We start from the raw sequence: 19,373 nt of genomic DNA, 5'->3' as shown, positions 1-19,373 counted from the left end.
GTTAAAAATTTTAAAGGTATTTATTGCATTCTGAATCTGATTAGGTTTTATAATGATAAGGAGCAGAAATAAGATTACCCGGAAGTGCCAGGATACCCCAAAAACCCAAAAGGTGGAGAATTACAAAAACGCCCTTACTCATAATATTTTCAAGGTAATTTCTGAAGCTTCTGAAGAGCTTCAACTGGAAAGCTACGTAATTGGTGGCTTTGTTCGCGATTATATCCTTAATCGCGGCGAACCCAAGGATATAGACATTGTTGCGGTAGGAAGCGGAATTGAACTGGCAAAAAAAGTAGCAGGAAAACTTCCGCATAAACCAAAGGTTCAGATTTTTAAAACTTATGGTACTGCAATGCTTCGAGCTTTCGACATGGAAATCGAGTTTGTTGGGGCACGCAGAGAAAGCTACCAAAAAGATAGCCGCAAGCCGCTCGTAGAAGACGGAACACTTGCAGACGACCAAAATCGCAGGGATTTCACCATTAACGCACTGGCCCTGGGATTAAATGATAAAAACTATGGAGATCTCCTGGATCCTTTTAATGGTCTGAAAGACCTGAATGCAAAAATAATTAGAACTCCCCTGGATCCCGATATCACTTATTCTGATGATCCCCTACGTATGTTGCGCGCAATCAGGTTTGCCACTCAGTTAAACTTTAAAATTGAAAAGGATTCCCTGGAAGCAATTTCAAGAAATAAAAACAGGATCAAAATTATTTCTAAAGAAAGGATTACCGATGAGCTTCATAAAATAATGCTCGCCGATAAGCCCTCAAAAGGATTCTCCCTTTTGCATAAAACAGGTTTGCTTCAAATTATTATGCCTGAACTCACCGCTCTCGAAGGCATAGATGAGATTGAAGGTCAACGCCATAAAGATAACTTTTGGCATACCCTTGAGGTGGTTGATAATATTTCAAAGAACACAAATGATCTTTGGTTGCGCTGGGCAGCACTTTTACACGATATAGGAAAAGCACCCACGAAAAAATTCCATAAAAAAATTGGTTGGACCTTTCACGGCCACGAATTTGTAGGAGCAAAGATGGTTTATAAATTATTCAAACGTCTTCGCCTTCCGCTTAATGAGAAGATGAAATATGTTCAGAAACTGGTATTGATGAGCTCCCGCCCCATCGCTATAGTTGATAACGATGTAACCGATTCTGCAGTGCGCCGACTCATTTTTGATGCAGGTGAGGATATAGAGGACCTAATGACACTTTGCGAAGCCGATATCACCACGAAAAATCCTAAACGCTTTAAGAAGTATCATAACAACTTTAAGCTGGTACGTTCGAAGATGAAAGAAGTGGAAGAGCGTGATCACGTTCGCAATTTCCAACCTCCGGTGAGTGGCGAGGAAATCATGGAAACCTTCAATATTAATCCCTCAAGAGAGATTGGGATCATCAAAGAAACTATTAAGGAGGCCATCCTGGAAGGTGAAATCCCTAATGAACACAAAGCTGCCAGAGAGTTAATGCTAAAAAAAGGAAAGGAGCTTGGTTTAAGGGCTAACTAAGGTTCTTTTGAAATTATTTTATGAGCCTATTATATTAAACAGATGAAAGACAATAAAAAAGTAGTTTACTGGCTGTTTACGGGTTGCATTCTAATATTTATAATGGTTATTGTGGGGGGCATAACGCGACTTACACATTCCGGCTTATCGATTTCAGATTATAAACTTGTTACCGGTACTATTCCACCAATGAATGAGCAAGAGTGGACAGAGGCTTTTGAATATTACAAGCAGTTTCCTGAATACCAAAAGAAAAACTATCATTTTACTCTTGAGGAATTTAAAAATATTTATTTCTGGGAGTGGCTTCACCGCGTTCTCGGTAGGCTAATTGGGATAGTCTTCGTCGTTCCTTTTTTATATTTCCTCATTACTAAACAACTCACCAAACCTACCATCAGGAAATCTCTCATTCTACTGCTTCTTGGAGGATTTCAGGGATTTCTGGGCTGGTACATGGTAAAAAGCGGCCTGGTAGATATGCCTGATGTTAGCCATTATAGGTTGGCGGCCCACCTTACAACTGCATTTTTAACTTTCGCATATACCTTTTGGGTGGCACTTGACCTTATCTATCCGAATCGTAGTAGTATTGACAAAGGTTTTAGAAACCTGCTAAGATTTGGGATGATCATCCTGATTATCCAAATCATTTGGGGGGCTTTTGTGGCCGGGCTCGATGCTGGGTTCATACATAATTCCTGGCCGTTGATGGCTGAAGGAAAACTGATTCATGAAACCGTGTGGATCGAGCAGGAACCGCTTTTAATGAATTTTGTTGAAGGTAAAAGTGGGGTTCAGTTTGTGCACAGGTACCTTGCGTATATCGTGGTGGGGGTTATCCTTTACATCTGGTACAGATCCAGAAAATTAGCCCCTGAGCACCGGCACACAACAGCCATAAATGCGCTGTTAATCCTGCTTGGGGTTCAATTCCTACTTGGAGTGTTCACCTTAATTCTCTATGTGCCGGTTTGGCTGGGAGTAGCACACCAGGTAGGCGCATTTTTCCTTCTGGCGGCAATGACCTATACCTTGCACAGATTTACCAAATAGCTTTCATTCTCATCTAAAAAACGTAACTTTGAAGCCTTAAATTTATTATTATGGTTTACAGATTTAGAGTAATTCTCGATGCAGAAGAAGATGTGTTCAGGGATATAGAAATACTTCAGGAAAGTACTTTGGAAGACCTCCATAATTCCATAGTTCAGTCCTTTGGATTTGACGGTACCGAAATGGCTTCATTTTACCTGAGTGACGAAGAATGGAACCAGGGCGAAGAAATTTCACAATTCGATATGGGTGGTGAGGTTCGTCTTATGAATGAAACCAGCCTGGAAAGTATTTTGGATGAGAAAAATAGAAAAATCATCTACGTATACGATTTTTTAAATATGTGGACTTTCCTCATTGAACTTGGCGAAATCGCTGAAATTGAAGAAGGCCGTGACTACCCTAATCTAATGTTCGTGCACGGGCAGTTACCGGATTCAGCTCCCGACAAAGAATTTATTGCTGAAGACGATGATACAGTAGTTGATGATGATCTGGATATTGACGATTACGATAATCTTTCTTTCGACGAAAACTGGAATTGATTCCGAAGGTATATCATCCAGAACTTGTCTCGGTCCTGTAATTTCGCTTTAAAGTTTTAAAGTCGCCAATTTCAGAAGGAAAAATTCACTACTATTACACCTGAATTTAAAAAACTCTTCCTCGGGTATTTCTTTTTTTCTGAAATCCCACGGACCAGAATTTTGCAATGACTAAATAAGATTTCCGCCTTCGCGGAAATGACTAAAAACAGTATACTGAATGATCAACCTTTTTAATGCTCAAATCGAATCGCTTTCTATTCACAGGGTAGGGAATAAAAGCAGAAACGAAAACCTATTTTTATCGGCAACGCCATATCAGTTGAATGATGAGATCATGCCACTTATCAAGGAATATTTTCTTAAGCCTTTTAGGGAAAAAGAAGAGAATTACTTCAATTTTTCGCACGAGGCAGATATAGAGTTCAATGAGTTATATAATATGGCCAATGCCATCTTTGACGATCCCACGGTTATTCACGAGGTTTCCAAGAAAATCACCACCTTGCTTTTTGAACAATCCTCGCATCCCCACATAAAAAGCGGAGAGGTATATGTGGTTTATTTTGAAAACATGCAGCTGGATAATGAAAAGGTTTCAGCCATCGGCATTTTTAAATCGGAACTTAAACATGATTTCCTTCAGTTTGAAGAAAAAGGCAGCATTTTGGATATGATCGTCCAACAGGGAATCAACCTCAACAAACTTGATAAAGGCGCCCTTATTTTCAATAAAAATCGGGCTGAAGGTTACAAGATCCTTTCGGTAGATTCCAATAAATATGACACCAAATACTGGCTGGAAAATTTCCTTGGAGTAGATGTGATGCGAGATGAAAATTACAACACCAAGTCTTACCTTAATTTTTGTAAGAATTTTGCCAAAGACGTTGTTTTACCTGCGGAAGACAAGAAGGAAGAGGTCATGTTTATGAACCGAAGTATGGACTATTTCGCTAAAAATGACGCCTTTGAGGAAAGTAATTTTTTAAATTCTGTAGTCGACAATCCGGAGCTTTTACCTGAGTTTCAGCACTACAAAACGGAGAAAGGTCCGAAATACAAGATAGAAGATCTCACCGAATTCCCTATTGCTAATAAGGCTGTTACCGATGCCCGGAAAAAGATCAAAAATATTATAAACCTGGACACCAACATTCAAATAAAAATGGACTTTGTTAATGCCGAATCTGCAGATAAATTTGTGGAAAAAGGCTGGGACGAAGAAAAACAGATGTACTATTATCTTGTTTATTTCAATAAAGAAGAGAAGAGTTAAAATTAGAAAAGGGACCTTGCAGTCCCTTTTTTATTTAATCCTGTAGCAGACGTTTCATATTGACATCTTCATAATTCCGCATAACGAAATCCAGCGCCGTGCGAAGAATTTGTCCCATAGTATTGGCTCGTTTAAACTTCATATCGTTGGTGTACCGGTAAAGATCTTTACGAAGTTGTTTCACATTTTGGTGAGTGGAAACATGGTCATTTATCATACACCTAATTAATTCCTTGTAGCGCTGTCGTGTATTGATCATTCTTTTTGCCAGAAGAGAACGTTCTTCTTTGCGGTACTGTTCGATGGAGGATTCCTGTAATTTTTCCTGGACAAGTTTCACCATGGTATAATTTTCTTTGAAAAATTGAGGCCGGTAAACTTTTAAATTTCCTTCAAAACACTGTTGGTCGAAATCTATCGCTCTAATTTGGTATTCCACGTGGTCAAAATCGTGGGTTGGTATCACCACATAATTATAAGACCTCATATCTCCGAGCAGCCGTACCGTACAACGCTCGTTGAACTTCACAAACTGTTTCGCGATTTGAGTTTGTGCCCTGTTATCGCAGGCCGGTAAATGCTCTTCGATAAAAACATCTCCGGGAATCCCCGCTATATGTTCTTCAATCAAAGTGTCTTTATAAACCAGAAAATTAATACGGTGTGGCGAAAGCAAGTGTTCAAATTCAAGTCCGTAGATCCTGGAGGCATCAGCTTTTTTTACATAGAAATAGGTGAAACTATCATTCAGAATATTACGCACCCGCACCCTGAAAGGTTTAGAATTTCCGAAGGTGCAGTAATCTATAGCATCAATATTAAGGAATTCCAGCGAATCGTCACTCCCATCAGAATGCAGGATGGTATACACCTGTTTGAGGCTTTCGTCGATTTCCAGGCGCTCATGGTCTTCATAATAACAACGCACCCAGAAAGTATCCTGTTCATGTTGATCGTAAACCACAATAGAACCTGCAAATCTTAAAAGATCATCATAAAAAACAGGAATCTTAGTGTTACGATTATGTTTGGCTAAATATCTATTAAATCTTTCATTAACAGGAAAAGAAGGTTTTTTCCTGGACATCAATTTTTCTTCCATGCTGCATTCGCTTTTTTCAAAAATAAGCTATCTGCCCTGAACTCTGTAACAAAAGCTTACCTTAGTAGTCATATTACAAAATATTTCTTCAATTTTGGAAACAATTCTAAAAATAAGCCAACTCACCAAGAAATTTGGTTCCCTTACCGCGGTTGACCAACTCTCCTTTAGTATTCAAAGAGGAAATGTATACGGGATTTTAGGCCCCAACGGGAGTGGAAAATCCACTACTCTGGGAATGATTCTTAATGTGGTGAATAAAACCAGCGGAAGTTTCTCCTGGTTTGAAGGTTTCGAATCTACACACGAGGCCCTTAAAAAAGTAGGAGCCATTATTGAGCATCCTAACTTTTATCCTTATATGACCGCAGTGCAAAACCTGGAACTGGTTTGCAAGATAAAAGGGGTAAACAAAGGAAAGATCGAAGAGAAGTTAAAACTGGTTGGCCTGCTGGATAGAAAAGACAGCAAATTCAGAACATTTTCCCTGGGAATGAAACAACGCCTGGCAATCGCCTCGGCTCTGCTGAATGATCCTGAAATTCTCATCCTGGATGAACCTACCAACGGCCTTGACCCCGAGGGAATTCATCAAATCAGGGAGATCATTCGAAAGATCGCTGCCGGCGGGACTACTATTTTACTGGCCTCTCACCTACTGGACGAAGTTGAAAAAGTTTGCACTCATGTGGTGATCATCAGAAAAGGAAAGAAATTATACAGCGGTCCCGTGGATGGTATTAATGCCAGCCACGGTTTCTTTGAGCTCAAATCCAAAAACAATGATCTTCTAATCCAAATCCTGGAAGGACATCCCCATATCGCTAAGGTTTCTGAAAAAGATGGCCTGGTTACCGCAATTCTTGCTGAACCTATGGAGCCGGAAACCATCAACGAATATATTTTTGAAAAAGGTCTTTCTCTCTCCTATCTCATAAAACGCCGCGAGAGCCTGGAAGAACAGTTTCTGGAATTAACTAAACAAACTCATTCTGCTTGATTATGTTACGATTATTAGAAATAGAATTTCATAAATTAAGATATAGCCGGTCAGCCAAAATTCTCGTATTTTCTTATTTTATTCTCCTAAGTTTTATCGCTTTAATTGCGTCAATAGAATTCAACCTCGGAAGCCTGGAATTTAGGGTTGCAGATCAGGGAATTTTTAATTTCCCGTTTATATGGCATTTCAACGCCTATGTCGCTTCCTTTCTGAAGTTATTCCTGGCGATAGTTATCGTCTCGATGATCTCCAATGAATACAGTAACCGTACGTTAAAACAGAATTTGATAGATGGTCTTAGTAAAAAAGAATTTATAAGTTCGAAATTTCTTACCGTGCTGGTTCTTTCTTTAGCCTCCACTCTTTTTCTGTTTATTCTATCCCTTATCCTGGGGCTTTCTTTTTCAGATTATACCGAAGTTTCCATCATCTTTTCAGATATGGAATACCTTCTTGCCTATTTAATAAATCTCATAGGGTTTTTTGCTTTCTGTATGTTCGCTGGAATGCTTATTAAACGATCTGCTTTTGCCCTCGGGTTTATCTTTATCTGGTGGGTTTTGGAAAATATCGCTTACGGAATCATGAAATGGCGTCTGTTTCGTGATTCAGAAATCGCCGATAAAATTGCCGGTTTTTTCCCTTTAGAAGCTATGGGAAACCTGCTAATAGAACCCATAAGCCGACTTGGTGCCGTGCAATCTGCTGCCTCTCAAATGGGTTCTGATATTGAAAAAGATTATTCTGTCCATTTCACCGACCTTCTTATCGTAATGGGTTGGACGGTTATTTTTGTCTTTCTGTCGTATAAATTATTAAAGAAGCGGGATTTATAATACATTGGGGAACACAATATTAAAATGAAGCTCTCCTTATTTTTGCTCTGTATTCTTACGCTTGCCCTTTCCCAGCCCTTAATGGCACAAAGGGAAGCGGCCAACTGGTATTTTGGTGACAGGGCAGGGCTTGATTTCAACACCGGCGTGCCTGTTCCTCAAACCGGTAATCTTCAAACCGTAGAAGGATGCGCCACAATTTCAGACCGATTAGGAAATTTGCTCTTTTACACCGATGGAATCCAGGTATACGACCGGCAGCACAATAGAATGCCTAATGGCTATGGCCTGAAAGGAAATGTATCCAGCACACAATCGGCGATTATTATTCCCAAACCGGCTAACCCGGGCAAATATTACATATTCACGGTAGATAAACCCGATTATTATCAAATTGAAGACGATCCCATAGAAGGTGTTAACTACACCGAAATTGATATGTCCCTAAACAACGGATTTGGAGATGTAGTGCCGAATAGAAAAAACATTCATCTTATCACTTATGATCCTAATGATGCTACCGAAAATGAATTTAAGAATTCGGAAAAAATTTCCGCAGTTAATCACGCCGATGGAAGCTCATTTTGGGTTGTGACCCAGTTCGTAGATCGTTTTCTTGCCTTCAAAGTGAGTGCCCAGGGGGTGAATACCACCCCGGTGGTTTCCACCACACCAAATTCGGTTCCTCCCAGGCTGGATGAATATAACATAAACGTTACCGCCATTGGTTACTTGAAGATTTCCCCTGATGCAAAGATGATGGCTTCCGTAAATAGCTCCACTGCCCTGGGCAGTCCCCGAACCGGAACTAAAAAATCGGGAAAAGTATTCTTGTACAACTTTGATAATTTAACCGGAAAAGTGAGCGATGAACAGATTTTACTGGTAGACTCCTATCCCTATGGCGTAGAGTTTTCACCAAAGTCAACCAAGCTATACGTTACCGCAAATATCTATAATCAGGAAGATGTTTTATTAAACAGCGATCTTTACCAATACGATCTGGAGAGTAGTAATATTGCTAATTCCCGTAAGACCGTAGCCAGTACTAACAATGTTGCCGGAGCTCTGCAATTGGCAATAGATGGACGAATTTACCGGGCAGGTTATCCGGTATTTGAACAAAGGCATCGGTTTATGTCTGTTATTAAGAATCCGGAAGCTGCAATCAATTCAGTTAATTACGCTCATAACAGTATAGGTATAAGACCAGGAGTGGTGAAACTCGGGCTTCCACCCTTTATACAGTCCTTATTTCTAACAAATTTTGACTTTAAAAATCTATGCCTTGGTGATGAAACTGAGTTTTTCATAACCAGTGATGAACCTTTCGATTCAGTTGGATGGGATTTTGGAGACGGAAATTCTTCAACCGCCGAGGCACCTAGACATACTTATGCTTCCCCAGGAAGTTATGTGGTAAGCTTAACGAAATACATAGATGGAGAAGCCCTGGACCCCATCCGAAAAGAAATTTTCATCGCTGAAGTTCCCGCCATAAAGGATAAATATGAGTTGGTACAATGTGATACGGGAGAAGATACCAACGATGGGATTGCGATCTTTAATCTTCAACAGGCTAAAGATCCTTTGACTTACGATAACCCCAACACCCAGGCATTTTTTTATGAAGATTATCAAACCGCGGTGAACGACACCTTGAACCAACAAGCCATTGATGATTTTTACACAAACCAAAGCCCGGGACAAGTGGTTTACGCAAAGATCAATCAGTTTAACTCGGAATGCTTTGATATTGCTGAAGTCACTTTAAAAACAAAGCCTACTATAGATCTTTCCCCCGTTCCCGCCCAGGGTTGTGACCTGGGAGACGGAACAGCTGAATTCAACCTGGAAAGAATACGCCAAAATATAATCGCTGATCTTAATCTTCCTGCAGGGATTGAAATAAGTTTTCACGAAGACGAGGACATGGCGGCAATTGGACAGAACCCTCTACCCGATCTGTATATTTCTGAAGCGGGGACGCTCTACCTGCGTGCCGATCATCAAAACATTTGTTATGGATTTGGCAGTATGGAGATGGAAGTCAATCCATTTCCCGAGGTGGAACAGGTAACCCAACTAAATGTTTGCCCTTCAGCGTTTCCTTTAGAAATTTCGCCTGACATAACGCTTGCCAGTAACGCCGATTTCAGCTTTTACTGGGAGGATGGAAATATCGGTAGAAATTTGTCTATAACCGGGCCGGGCACCTATTCCGTAGAGATCATTGATAACAATATTGGCTGCGTAAGGACTGTCTCTTTTGAAGTTGCTGAACTCTCCAACCCTTCGATCCAGGAAATAGAAATTGAAAGCCAGGGAGACAGAAGTACGCTTAGGGTAATTTACACATCAGATACTCCGACCTCCTTTTCTTTGGATGATATGAACGGCCCTTTTCAGGACAGTCCGGTATTCCGGAATGTGCCCGGTGGTCCCCACGTGATCTATGCGAGAAATACCGATAATTGTGAAATCGTGGAAAAAGAGATCCTGGTTTTTGGATTTCCGTCATTTTTCACTCCAAACTATGATGGATACAACGATAGCTGGAAACCATATCAAATTCAGGATCCAGAATATCGAATAAAAAGCATACATATTTTTGACCGCTACGGAAAACTGATAAAGGAACTTGACCCGGATGGAGTTGGTTGGAACGGGACCTATAATGGAAGCGATATGCCTTCTGATGATTATTGGTTTAAGATCACCCTTGAAAACGGCCGGGAATTCAAGGATCACTTTAGCCTGAAGCGGGAACAAAGATAGCATTTCTTGATTTTAAAAGGTATGATAATTGCTTATGTGGAAGGGCTATAGCAAAAGAAATTTATGAAATTTAATATACAATCAGATTACAAACCTACCGGTGACCAGCCTAAAGCGATTGAAAAACTGGTAAGTGGGATTAATAATAATGACCAGTATCAAACCCTGCTTGGAGTAACGGGATCTGGGAAAACCTTTTCTGTAGCCAATGTAATTCAGGAAGTACAAAAACCTACCCTGGTACTCGCACACAACAAGACCCTGGCCGCCCAGCTTTATTCAGAATTCAAGGAATTTTTTCCCGATAACGCGGTGGAGTATTTTGTGAGTTATTATGATTATTATCAGCCTGAAGCTTTTATTCCTTCTTCGGGCACCTATATAGAAAAAGATCTTTCGATTAACGAAGAGATCGAAAAAATGAGGCTTAGTACAACTTCTTCCTTATTAAGCGGAAGAAGGGATGTGCTGGTAGTGGCTTCGGTTTCCTGTTTGTATGGTATCGGAAACCCGGTAGAATTCCGTAAAAATGTTGTTTCGATTGAAAGGGATATGAAAATTTCCCGTACAAAATTACTTCATAGGCTGGTACAGAGTCTGTACTCCCGCACAGAAGCTGAATTCTCTCATGGAAATTTCAGGATAAAAGGAGATACCGTAGATGTTTACCCAAGTTATGCTGATAACGCTTTCCGAATACATTTTTTTGGAGATGAAATTGAAGAAATTGAAGCTTTCGATCCCGGCACCAATGATCTGATCGAAAAATATGAACGGTTGAATATATATCCCGCAAATATGTTTGTGACTTCCCCTGATGTACTCCAGGGTGCAATTCACCAGATCCAGGATGACCTGGTTAAACAAGTAGATTACTTTAGGGATATTGGGAAACATTTAGAAGCGAAACGACTTGACGAAAGAACCAATTTTGACCTTGAGATGATACGGGAACTGGGTTATTGTTCCGGAATTGAAAATTATTCAAGATACCTGGACGGCAGAAAACCCGGTACGCGTCCTTTCTGTCTTTTGGATTATTTTCCCGATGATTATTTAATGGTAGTAGACGAGAGTCACGTGACCATCCCCCAGGTACACGCCATGTATGGCGGTGACCGCTCCAGAAAGGAAACCCTGGTAGATTATGGGTTCAGACTGCCTGCAGCCATGGACAACAGACCTTTGAAATTTGAAGAATTTGAAGCTATACAAAATCAGGTAATTTATGTTAGCGCCACGCCTGCCGATTACGAACTTCAGAAATCGGAAGGAGTTTATGTGGAGCAGGTTATACGTCCAACCGGTTTGCTGGATCCGGTAATTGAAGTCAGACCAAGTTTAAACCAGATCGATGATTTGGTTGAGGAAATTCATGTTCGCGTAGAAAAAGATGAACGCATTCTTGTGACCACGCTAACCAAACGAATGGCAGAGGAACTCACAAAATATTTAACCCGAATTGATATCCGCTGTCGTTACATACATTCTGACGTGGATACTTTAGAGCGGGTGGAAATTATGCAGGACCTGCGAAAAGGCATCTTTGATGTTCTCATTGGAGTTAACCTTCTCCGGGAAGGTCTGGATCTACCTGAAGTGTCCCTGGTAGCCATTATTGATGCTGATAAAGAAGGTTTTCTTCGAAGTAACCGTTCCCTGACCCAAACCGTTGGGCGTGCGGCCCGTCACGTAGACGGAAGGGCTATTCTTTATGCTGATAAAATAACTGCCAGTATGCAAAAGACCATAGACCAAACCGCTTATCGCCGGGAAAAGCAAATTGCGTACAATAAAGAACATAATATCACCCCTACTCCGCTGGTCAAAAAGATCAATAGTGCGCTGGTAAAGCAGAAGCTGGATGTATACGATTATGAAAAACCTATCACAACCAAAGCCGCGGAAGCTGAAATGGCCTATCTCACCAAACCTGAACTTGACAAAAAAATAAGGGAAAAGCGCAAGGCTATGGAGGCCGCAGCAAAAGACCTTGATTTTATGGGAGCAGCCAGATTACGGGATGAAATAAAGGCCCTACAGAAAAAAGCAAAGGAAAAGGCCTGATATCAGGGTTTCCCCGTAAATTTTGTAAGGAGATAAGCTTTCTGTTAAATTGGTCTATTTTTAAATTCTCCATTACACTTTAGCGAACTTTCACCAAATTCATTCAGAGATGAAATGGACAGTTCTCTTCATTGTATTTTTCTCGCCTTTCCTCGTATTATCGCAGGTAGGCGTAGGCACCACTTCTCCCGGAGCACAACTTGATATTGTGGCTTCCAATCCCTCTAATCCGGAAAATATCGATGGGCTTTTAATTCCACGGGTAAACAGTTTTCCCACTGTCAACCCGGGTCCAGTCCAGCACGGGATGTTAATCTACCTAAGTAATGATCTCCCGAATTTTCCGGCTGGCTTTTATTACTGGTATAATCCGGATGCAGAATGGAAATCTATTGTTTCAGATGCAAAGTCTGCTAATTTCTACAAAGAAAATACCCTGGAGAGTCCGGGAAACATAGATGAACCTATCTTCAGAAAAGGAAATATTGGAATAGGAACCGAACAAATTGTCAGTAAACTTCAAATAGCGATAAATCCCGGAAAAGATTTGGATATTAAAAAAGGAATTGAAGTGGTCAACAGTAATTCGGAAGTTACCCGAAACACTTATGGAATAGAAGTCAAGAACAGCAGTAAAACCAATGCGATAAAATACGGAATTAAAAATCATGTAACCGGTGATGGTGGTTGAGAACGATATGGTATTTATAATACAACCTCCCAGGGTGCCAGCGGATCGGATATTTATGGAATTTATAATTCGGTAGGGAGAACAGAAGGAGCTACCAGTCATAATTACGGAATTTATACTGAAATAGGAGAACCAACCGGCAGGGGCATTATCTATGGAATTTACGCAAAAGCGGAAGGGAATAGCAGTTCAGATGTATATGCCGGCTATTTTGCAGGTCGGGTCGGGATTGGGAGTAATCCGGTTAGTGATTACGTTTTACCTGATGTTCGGGGTACGGAAGGGCAGGTATTAATGGCTGAAAAGAACGGAGAAGTTAAATGGAAAAATAGTGGACATAAGGTTTACACCTCGACAACAAGTGCCACGGGCAATTATGATATTCCAAATGAGACTTATACCTTAAGAATTAATAATAACGTATCGGGAATTAATATGCCTTCGGCTTCTGCCAATAAGGGACGGATCATAATATTAATTGGATTGCCGGGTATTTCTACCAAAACTTTGAATTTTCAAGAGAGTTTTCAGCTCTGGGATATCCAAACGGACATCCAGATAAACCAAATTAATTCTAATGAGGTGTTTACTATTCAAAGTGCGGGTAATCGATGGTTACTTTTATATAGATAAGAGGAAATCTATTTTTCTAAACGAATTCTTACATCCACAGCGGTTAAGTCTTTTTGGGTAGCAATTAGAGGATTGAGGTCTAATTCTGCGATTTCCGGCACCACGTCCAACAGCTTCGAAATTTTCACAATAATTTCAGCAAACAATTGGATATTAATACCGTTTTGCCCTCTTACACCTTCTAATATTGGATAAGCTTTCAGATCAGATATCATTTTAATGGCATCCTCATTTGAAACAGGGGTCATTACGGCACTTACATCTTTTAAAACTTCCACAAAAATACCTCCCAACCCACATAAAATAACGTGAGGATAATTGGTTTCCTTTTTTGCACCAATGAAAAGTTCCATCCCTGTTAACATTGGCTGGATTATAACAGAAGTAGCCCCTTCAATTTGCATCAATTTGTGGAAGCCGTCATATAATTCGGTTTCATTGGAAATATTTAAAATAACACCCCCCACATCAGATTTGTGCAAGGGCCCCTCAACTTTGAGAACTACAGGATAGGTAATTGATTTTGAAACCGTGTGTAGTTCCGTTTTATTCTTAACATGAAACGGAGTGGCAAAATTTACGCCTGCATAATCCAATAATTTAATGGCAGATTCTGTCGGCATGTATCCATTGGGTAGCCCCTCTATTAATTTTCTTGTTCTTTGGAAAAATTTAAAGTCGGTATCTTTATTATTATCACTAGCCATTGGGCGATTAATCACCTTTGCTAAGGCATTTCCAAATAAAACCTCATCAGAAAATGCAATATTCCCTTTCTTTAAAAACTGTTTAATTTCGTTTTTTACATTCACCACCGATGGTAAGATGGCATAGACCGGTTTTTTAGACGTCTTGATTTTCTCATTTAGTATTTCATATACATCATCTACAGCTATTAAGCCCGGACTCCCAAAAATAACTGCCATGGCATCAATTTCAGAAGAATTTTCACAGTACTCAATAATGGCATCTAATTGCTGAGCATTGCCCGTTGCTAAAAAATCAATTGGATTAGAAACGGAGGACCCGTCAAATAATTGGCTTAACAAAATTTCGACGTCCTTTCCTTCTAATGGAGGTATATTTATTCCATTCTTAGACAATACATCTGTAAGCATTACGGCAGGTCCTCCGGCATGGGTAATGATTGCTATATTCTTTCCTTTAATTTCTTTCTGCAGGAGTATTCCTGCAACAGTAATAAGTTCATTTCTGCCATAGCAACGTATTATTCCGGCTTTTCTAAACAGTGTATCTATAAAAAGATCAGAATTGGCTATTGCACCGGTATGTGAGGAAGCCGCCCTGTTTCCTGCTTCAGAACTACCGGCTTTTATAGCCGCTATTTTGCAACCTTTGCGTATTAAGGAAGTGGTATGTTTTAAAAACTTGAGTGGGCTCTTAATGCTTTCAATATACAATAGCTTTACTTTTGAACTTGATTCCTTTTCAAAAGATTCGTCCAAATATTCCAAAATCTCCTCCACCCCTATTTGAGCACTATTCCCTACGGTATAAATACTGGAAAAGGTGAGCCCCATATTTTTTGCAGCTTCAATAGTGAAAACTGCGGTTGCACCGGAACCGGAAACAAAATCAACTCCTTTTTCATCAAGTTTAGGGATGGGTGTAGTAAAAACTCCGGTATAATGTTTATTAATCAATCCAATATTATTAGGACCTAATAAGCTTCCACCTGCATCATTGATTAATCTAACAATGTTTTTTTCTAATTGTTCCCCATTTTGGTCCTTTTCACTAAAACCTGCTGAAAAAATAATAAAGCCTCTAGTGTTTTTGTGTTGCGTAAGAACTTTAACGGCTTCATAGACATATTTTACTGAGATCGCGATTATGGCTAAATCTACTTGGGGAACATCACTGATATCATTATAAGAGGTCACCCCCTGAACAACCTCCTTTTTTGGGTTTACTACAAATAATTGTCCTTTAAATTTATGATCGATTAGATTTTTGAGGACCCTGCCACCGGGACTATGTATATTATCAGACCCTCCAACAATCACGATACTTTTAGGATGAATTAATTTTGAGTGAAGCATACAAGATGAGGATTTTATACTTGTAAAGTAAAATATTAAAAAAGGCTTTTTAGCTGATCGCCATCACATTTTGTTTAATTAAATTTTTGTTGCTTTGATAAGATAGTTAAACCATAAGGATATGTATGCATTTTCAAATGCGGTTAATTCCATGCATTCAGAGGACATTAAGCAATTAATGAAACAGGCATCTGGAAAAAGTATGATTTCATTTGCCGGTGGGATGCCTAATAATGATTTGTTCCCGTTAAAACAGATTGATGCTATTTACAATTCCCTTCCTGAAGACATTAAAAAATTATGTTTTCAATATGGTCCAACCTCCGGATATCCTCCTTTGGTCAAGTCCCTCGAAAACTATTTGGAAAATAAGGGATTAGCAGTACGTAATAATAAAATTTTAATCACTACCGGATCACTTCAGGCCATTTCTATTATTACTCAGGAATTTGTAAACGAAGGAGATATTATATTGACAGAAAACCCCAGTTTTGTTGGAGCCTTATCGGTTTTTGAAACTTTTGGAGCCGAGATACATAGTATCCCTATTGACAAAGATGGTATAGATATACAAGCATTAAAAGATAAAATTAATTCTTTAAATAGAACGCCAAAGTTTTTATATGTTACACCGAATTATCATAATCCGGCCGGTATCATTTACACCCCTAAAAGAAAAAAAGAGTTGTTGGAAGTCTTGGCTGGTACAGGAATAATCCTGCTGGAGGATGATGCGTATAGTGATTTATATTTTGAGGTAGAGGAAAAGCAGCTAACCCGATCCATGAAATCATTTGGGGTGAAGAATGTGGAAATAATTTATACAGGTTCATTTTCAAAAATACTTGGACCGGGCTTTAGATTAGGCTATATGCTATCTTCTGAAGAAATTTTCGAAAAAGCAGAATCAGTGAAACAAGCATTGGATGCCTGTACTTCTAATTTTATGCAAATTTTAGCAAATGAGTTTTTAGCTCAACATAAACTGGAACCGTATTTAGAATTTTTAAGAAGTGAATATCTAGAACGTAAAAATTTACTTCAAAGACATCTGGAAGCCTATATGCCGAAAGAAATTACCTGGAATGAACCAAAAGGAGGTTTCTATATCTGGCTTAAATTACCGGCCCATATTAAATCAACAGATGTGTTTAAAGAAACCGTTAAGGAAGGGGTAGTATTTGTAACCGGAAGAACCTTTGATCCCGCCAGTAAGAAAGATGACAGATTGCGTCTTTCTTATTCAAATATGCCGAAAGATAGTATCGAAAAAGGGGTGATTATTCTATCTACAGCCATAAAAAAAGTCCTCGAGAACTCTGAGGTCACCCTCAAATAACTAATTAAAAACCTGAGTGAATTTTAATCAGTCAAGCCATTGTATTAAGTGGACTAGAAAAACCATATTGACTTGGATACGGAGGGTTATTTTTTTTAACCGTTTATTTCTTAGTTGCCAAATTTGTGAAATCTTCAGCAACTTTTTTACCTTCAAAAAAAGCTTCCCGGTTTAAATTGGTAATCCTTTCACTTTTATGTTGAAATAACTCGGTGATAGCTGCCAATAAACTTTCTTCCGATAATGGCAAAGTAGCAGAGGCCGCTCCCAATAACACCATATTAGCAGCCTTGGAATTACCTATGGATTTAGCAATTTCAGTAGCATTTATAATGATATTATTCGGGTGTTTTTTTATCTGATCAAACAAATCATTTTTATCAGGGTAGTTATTCGTATTAACAAATGGTTCTGAATCGGTTACCAACCAGCCATCTTCCTTTAAAAAGGGTAAATACCTTAATAATTCCATTGGCTCTACTGATAGGATTAAATCAGCTTTTCCCTCAGGGATTAGGTCAGAAAATATTTCTTTATCAGATATTCTTACATGGGATTGAACAGCGCCGCCACGTTGGCTCATCCCATGAACTTCTGATTGTTTAATGAACAAATTTTCGCTTAAAGCAGCTGTATCTAAAACCGCAGCAATTGTTAGAATACCTTGACCACCAACCCCTGATAATATAATATTTGTTTTCATCTGTTTAAACTTAATTGTTTTTAACTAGTTAAGAGAGAATGCCCACCATTAATGGGTTTACATTGCTCCGTTTTCTCTAATTTAGTGATTCAATTTTGGCTTTTATTTCCTTTTTTTGCTCTCTGGACAATCGTACACAAGGTCTTTCAGAAATAATGACCGAAACACCTTTATATTTTAATTCGTTTTGCAATACTTCTACATTTTGTCCATGATTCTTTTTTAGAGGCACCATAGTTTTCAAGTGCTCCGGTTGGACTCCAATTCCCAGACAAATCTTATGTAATCTCCCAACAGCCGTAGATTCCTGGGCTCCTGTCATAGCAATTGCCGAGTTATCTGAAATAATAACAGTTATGGGTGAGTTTTCATATACGGCATCCAAAAGCCCGGTCATTCCTGAATGGGTAAAAGTTGAATCGCCAATAACCGCAATAGCATTCTCCAGGCCTGCATCTGCAGCACCTTTCGCCATTGTTATGGAAGCTCCCATATCGATCAAGGCATTAATGGTATTTAAAGGCGGCAAAGCACCAAGTGCGTAACAACCAATATCACCAAAAACACTTTTGTTTTCCAGATCTGCGACAACTTCATTAATAGTATTAAATAGATCTGTATGCCCACAACCTTCACAAAGCTGAGGTGGCCTTGGAGTAACTACAGAAGGAATAGGTTTAACACTTTCTTCCTTTAAGCCTAATATTTTACCAACAATGGTAGGATTGAGTTCTCCTGTTCGGGGAAGATCACCGGATAATTTTCCTTTAATCTTATCGTTTTCATCAAAGTAATTGTGCAATAACTCTTCAACAACAGGGTAACCTTCTTCTATAACCAGGATTTTATCACAATGTTGGTATAAAGCCATTACTTTTTCTCTGGGTAATGGATATTGGGACACCTTTAATATAGAATATGAAGATTCATCTTCTCCAATATTTTCCATCACATAGTTATATGCTATTCCACATGCGATGATCCCAATCCCATTTTGATCTCCTAATTTCAGCTTATTAAATTCTGATTTTTCAGATAGTTCTATTAAAGTACCTTGCTTATTAACCAATAAATCAAACTGTCTTCTAGCATTCATAGGAAGCAAAGCAAAACGTGAAGTATCTAATGGTAAATTGATCTCGTTTTGATGATGTCTTTCCTTAACATTAATTCCTGCGCGGGAATGCGATAAACGGGTAACCATTCTTAATAACACAGGTAATTTTAATTCTTCAGACAGGTCAAAAGCATACAACATAAGGTCATAGGCTTCTTGCTGATTTGATGGTTCCAATGTTGGAATCATCGCAAATTTTCCATAAAAACGTGAATCCTGCTCATTCTGTGATGAGTGCATAGAAGGATCATCGGCTACTACAACCACCAGTCCGCCATTTATTCCGGAAACAGCCATATTCATGAAAACATCTGAAGCTACATTTAATCCAACATGCTTCATTACTACCATAGATCTCTTGCCAACATAGGACATTCCTAAAGCAGCTTCCATGGCGGTTTTTTCATTAACAGACCAGGTTGTATGTATCTTTAATTCCTTAGCAAGTTTCGATTTTTGAATATATTCTGTTATTTCAGTTGAAGGAGTGCCTGGATAAGCATAAACACCTGACAATCCCGCGTCAATACTACCTTGAGCAAGTGCTTCATTACCTAATAGTAAACTTTTCATGTGTAATTGTTTTTATGGACGGATGGAATGCCCTGATAATCTGTAGATTTTTAAAAT

General features: G+C 39.1%; 15 protein-coding genes. 11 read left to right on the top strand and 4 right to left on the bottom strand.

What is annotated here, in order from left to right:
• Window positions 1–52: 52 nt before the first annotated feature.
• The 4 genes from BM266_RS03420 (at window position 53) to BM266_RS03405 (ending at window position 4,411) form a co-directional block, all read left to right on the top strand.
• Window positions 53–1,531 (top strand): CCA tRNA nucleotidyltransferase, encoded by a 1,479-nt coding sequence (locus BM266_RS03420; RefSeq protein WP_093405863.1) that lies wholly within the window; start codon window positions 53–55, stop codon window positions 1,529–1,531.
• Between the two features lie 42 nt (window positions 1,532–1,573).
• Window positions 1,574–2,587 (top strand): COX15/CtaA family protein, encoded by a 1,014-nt coding sequence (locus BM266_RS03415; protein ID WP_093405861.1) that lies wholly within the window; start codon window positions 1,574–1,576, stop codon window positions 2,585–2,587.
• A gap of 50 nt (window positions 2,588–2,637) precedes the next feature.
• Entirely contained in the window at window positions 2,638–3,132 is a 495-nt protein-coding gene (locus BM266_RS03410; protein WP_093405859.1) for an IS1096 element passenger TnpR family protein, read from the top strand.
• A gap of 220 nt (window positions 3,133–3,352) precedes the next feature.
• Window positions 3,353–4,411 carry a nucleoid-associated protein gene (locus BM266_RS03405; RefSeq protein WP_093405857.1) on the top strand — a complete coding sequence of 353 codons (1,059 nt, stop codon included), beginning with the start codon at window positions 3,353–3,355 and terminating at the stop codon, window positions 4,409–4,411.
• 34 nt (window positions 4,412–4,445) lie between these two features.
• Here BM266_RS03405 and BM266_RS03400 read toward each other — a convergent pair whose 3' ends face one another.
• Window positions 4,446–5,513, bottom strand: coding sequence for a hypothetical protein (locus BM266_RS03400; RefSeq protein ID WP_093405854.1), 1,068 nt, complete (start codon window positions 5,511–5,513; stop codon window positions 4,446–4,448).
• Window positions 5,514–5,607: 94 nt separating this feature from the next.
• Here BM266_RS03400 and BM266_RS03395 point away from each other — a divergent pair, with 94 nt between their 5' ends.
• From BM266_RS03395 to BM266_RS03370, 6 genes are all read left to right on the top strand, one after another.
• Window positions 5,608–6,513 carry an ABC transporter ATP-binding protein gene (locus BM266_RS03395; RefSeq protein ID WP_093405851.1) on the top strand — a complete coding sequence of 302 codons (906 nt, stop codon included), beginning with the start codon at window positions 5,608–5,610 and terminating at the stop codon, window positions 6,511–6,513.
• Between the two features lie 2 nt (window positions 6,514–6,515).
• A complete protein-coding gene (locus tag BM266_RS03390; protein ID WP_093405848.1) occupies window positions 6,516–7,352 on the top strand; it encodes an ABC transporter permease in 837 nt (278 codons plus the stop codon).
• Window positions 7,353–7,376: 24 nt separating this feature from the next.
• Window positions 7,377–10,130 (top strand): T9SS type B sorting domain-containing protein, encoded by a 2,754-nt coding sequence (locus BM266_RS03385; protein ID WP_093405846.1) that lies wholly within the window; start codon window positions 7,377–7,379, stop codon window positions 10,128–10,130.
• A 63-nt stretch (window positions 10,131–10,193) separates the two neighbouring features.
• Entirely contained in the window at window positions 10,194–12,197 is a 2,004-nt protein-coding gene (gene uvrB, locus BM266_RS03380) for an excinuclease ABC subunit UvrB (RefSeq protein WP_093405843.1), read from the top strand.
• 109 nt (window positions 12,198–12,306) lie between these two features.
• Complete coding sequence (locus BM266_RS03375; protein WP_093405841.1) at window positions 12,307–12,888, top strand: hypothetical protein; 582 nt, start codon at window positions 12,307–12,309, stop codon at window positions 12,886–12,888.
• A 294-nt stretch (window positions 12,889–13,182) separates the two neighbouring features.
• Window positions 13,183–13,521 carry a hypothetical protein gene (locus tag BM266_RS03370; protein WP_093405838.1) on the top strand — a complete coding sequence of 113 codons (339 nt, stop codon included), beginning with the start codon at window positions 13,183–13,185 and terminating at the stop codon, window positions 13,519–13,521.
• 8 nt (window positions 13,522–13,529) lie between these two features.
• Here BM266_RS03370 and BM266_RS03365 read toward each other — a convergent pair whose 3' ends face one another.
• A complete protein-coding gene (locus BM266_RS03365; protein ID WP_093405836.1) occupies window positions 13,530–15,584 on the bottom strand; it encodes an acetate--CoA ligase family protein in 2,055 nt (684 codons plus the stop codon).
• 121 nt (window positions 15,585–15,705) lie between these two features.
• Here BM266_RS03365 and BM266_RS03360 point away from each other — a divergent pair, with 121 nt between their 5' ends.
• The gene (locus BM266_RS03360; protein WP_093405833.1) at window positions 15,706–16,923 is read left to right on the top strand and encodes an aminotransferase-like domain-containing protein; all 1,218 of its coding nucleotides are present in this window, start codon (window positions 15,706–15,708) and stop codon (window positions 16,921–16,923) included.
• Between the two features lie 103 nt (window positions 16,924–17,026).
• On the opposite strand, the gene BM266_RS03355 is transcribed toward BM266_RS03360, so the two are convergent.
• A complete protein-coding gene (locus BM266_RS03355; protein WP_093405830.1) occupies window positions 17,027–17,626 on the bottom strand; it encodes an indolepyruvate oxidoreductase subunit beta in 600 nt (199 codons plus the stop codon).
• A gap of 76 nt (window positions 17,627–17,702) precedes the next feature.
• Window positions 17,703–19,316, bottom strand: coding sequence for a thiamine pyrophosphate-dependent enzyme (locus tag BM266_RS03350; RefSeq protein WP_093405828.1), 1,614 nt, complete (start codon window positions 19,314–19,316; stop codon window positions 17,703–17,705).
• Window positions 19,317–19,373 lie beyond the last annotated feature (57 nt).

The sequence above is a fragment of the Salegentibacter flavus genome, assembly GCF_900115145.1.
Taxonomy (GTDB): Bacteria; Bacteroidota; Bacteroidia; order Flavobacteriales; family Flavobacteriaceae; genus Salegentibacter; species Salegentibacter flavus.
The sequence above is the reverse complement of the archived record's forward strand: the minus strand, read 5'-3'. Positions and strand labels throughout refer to the sequence as shown.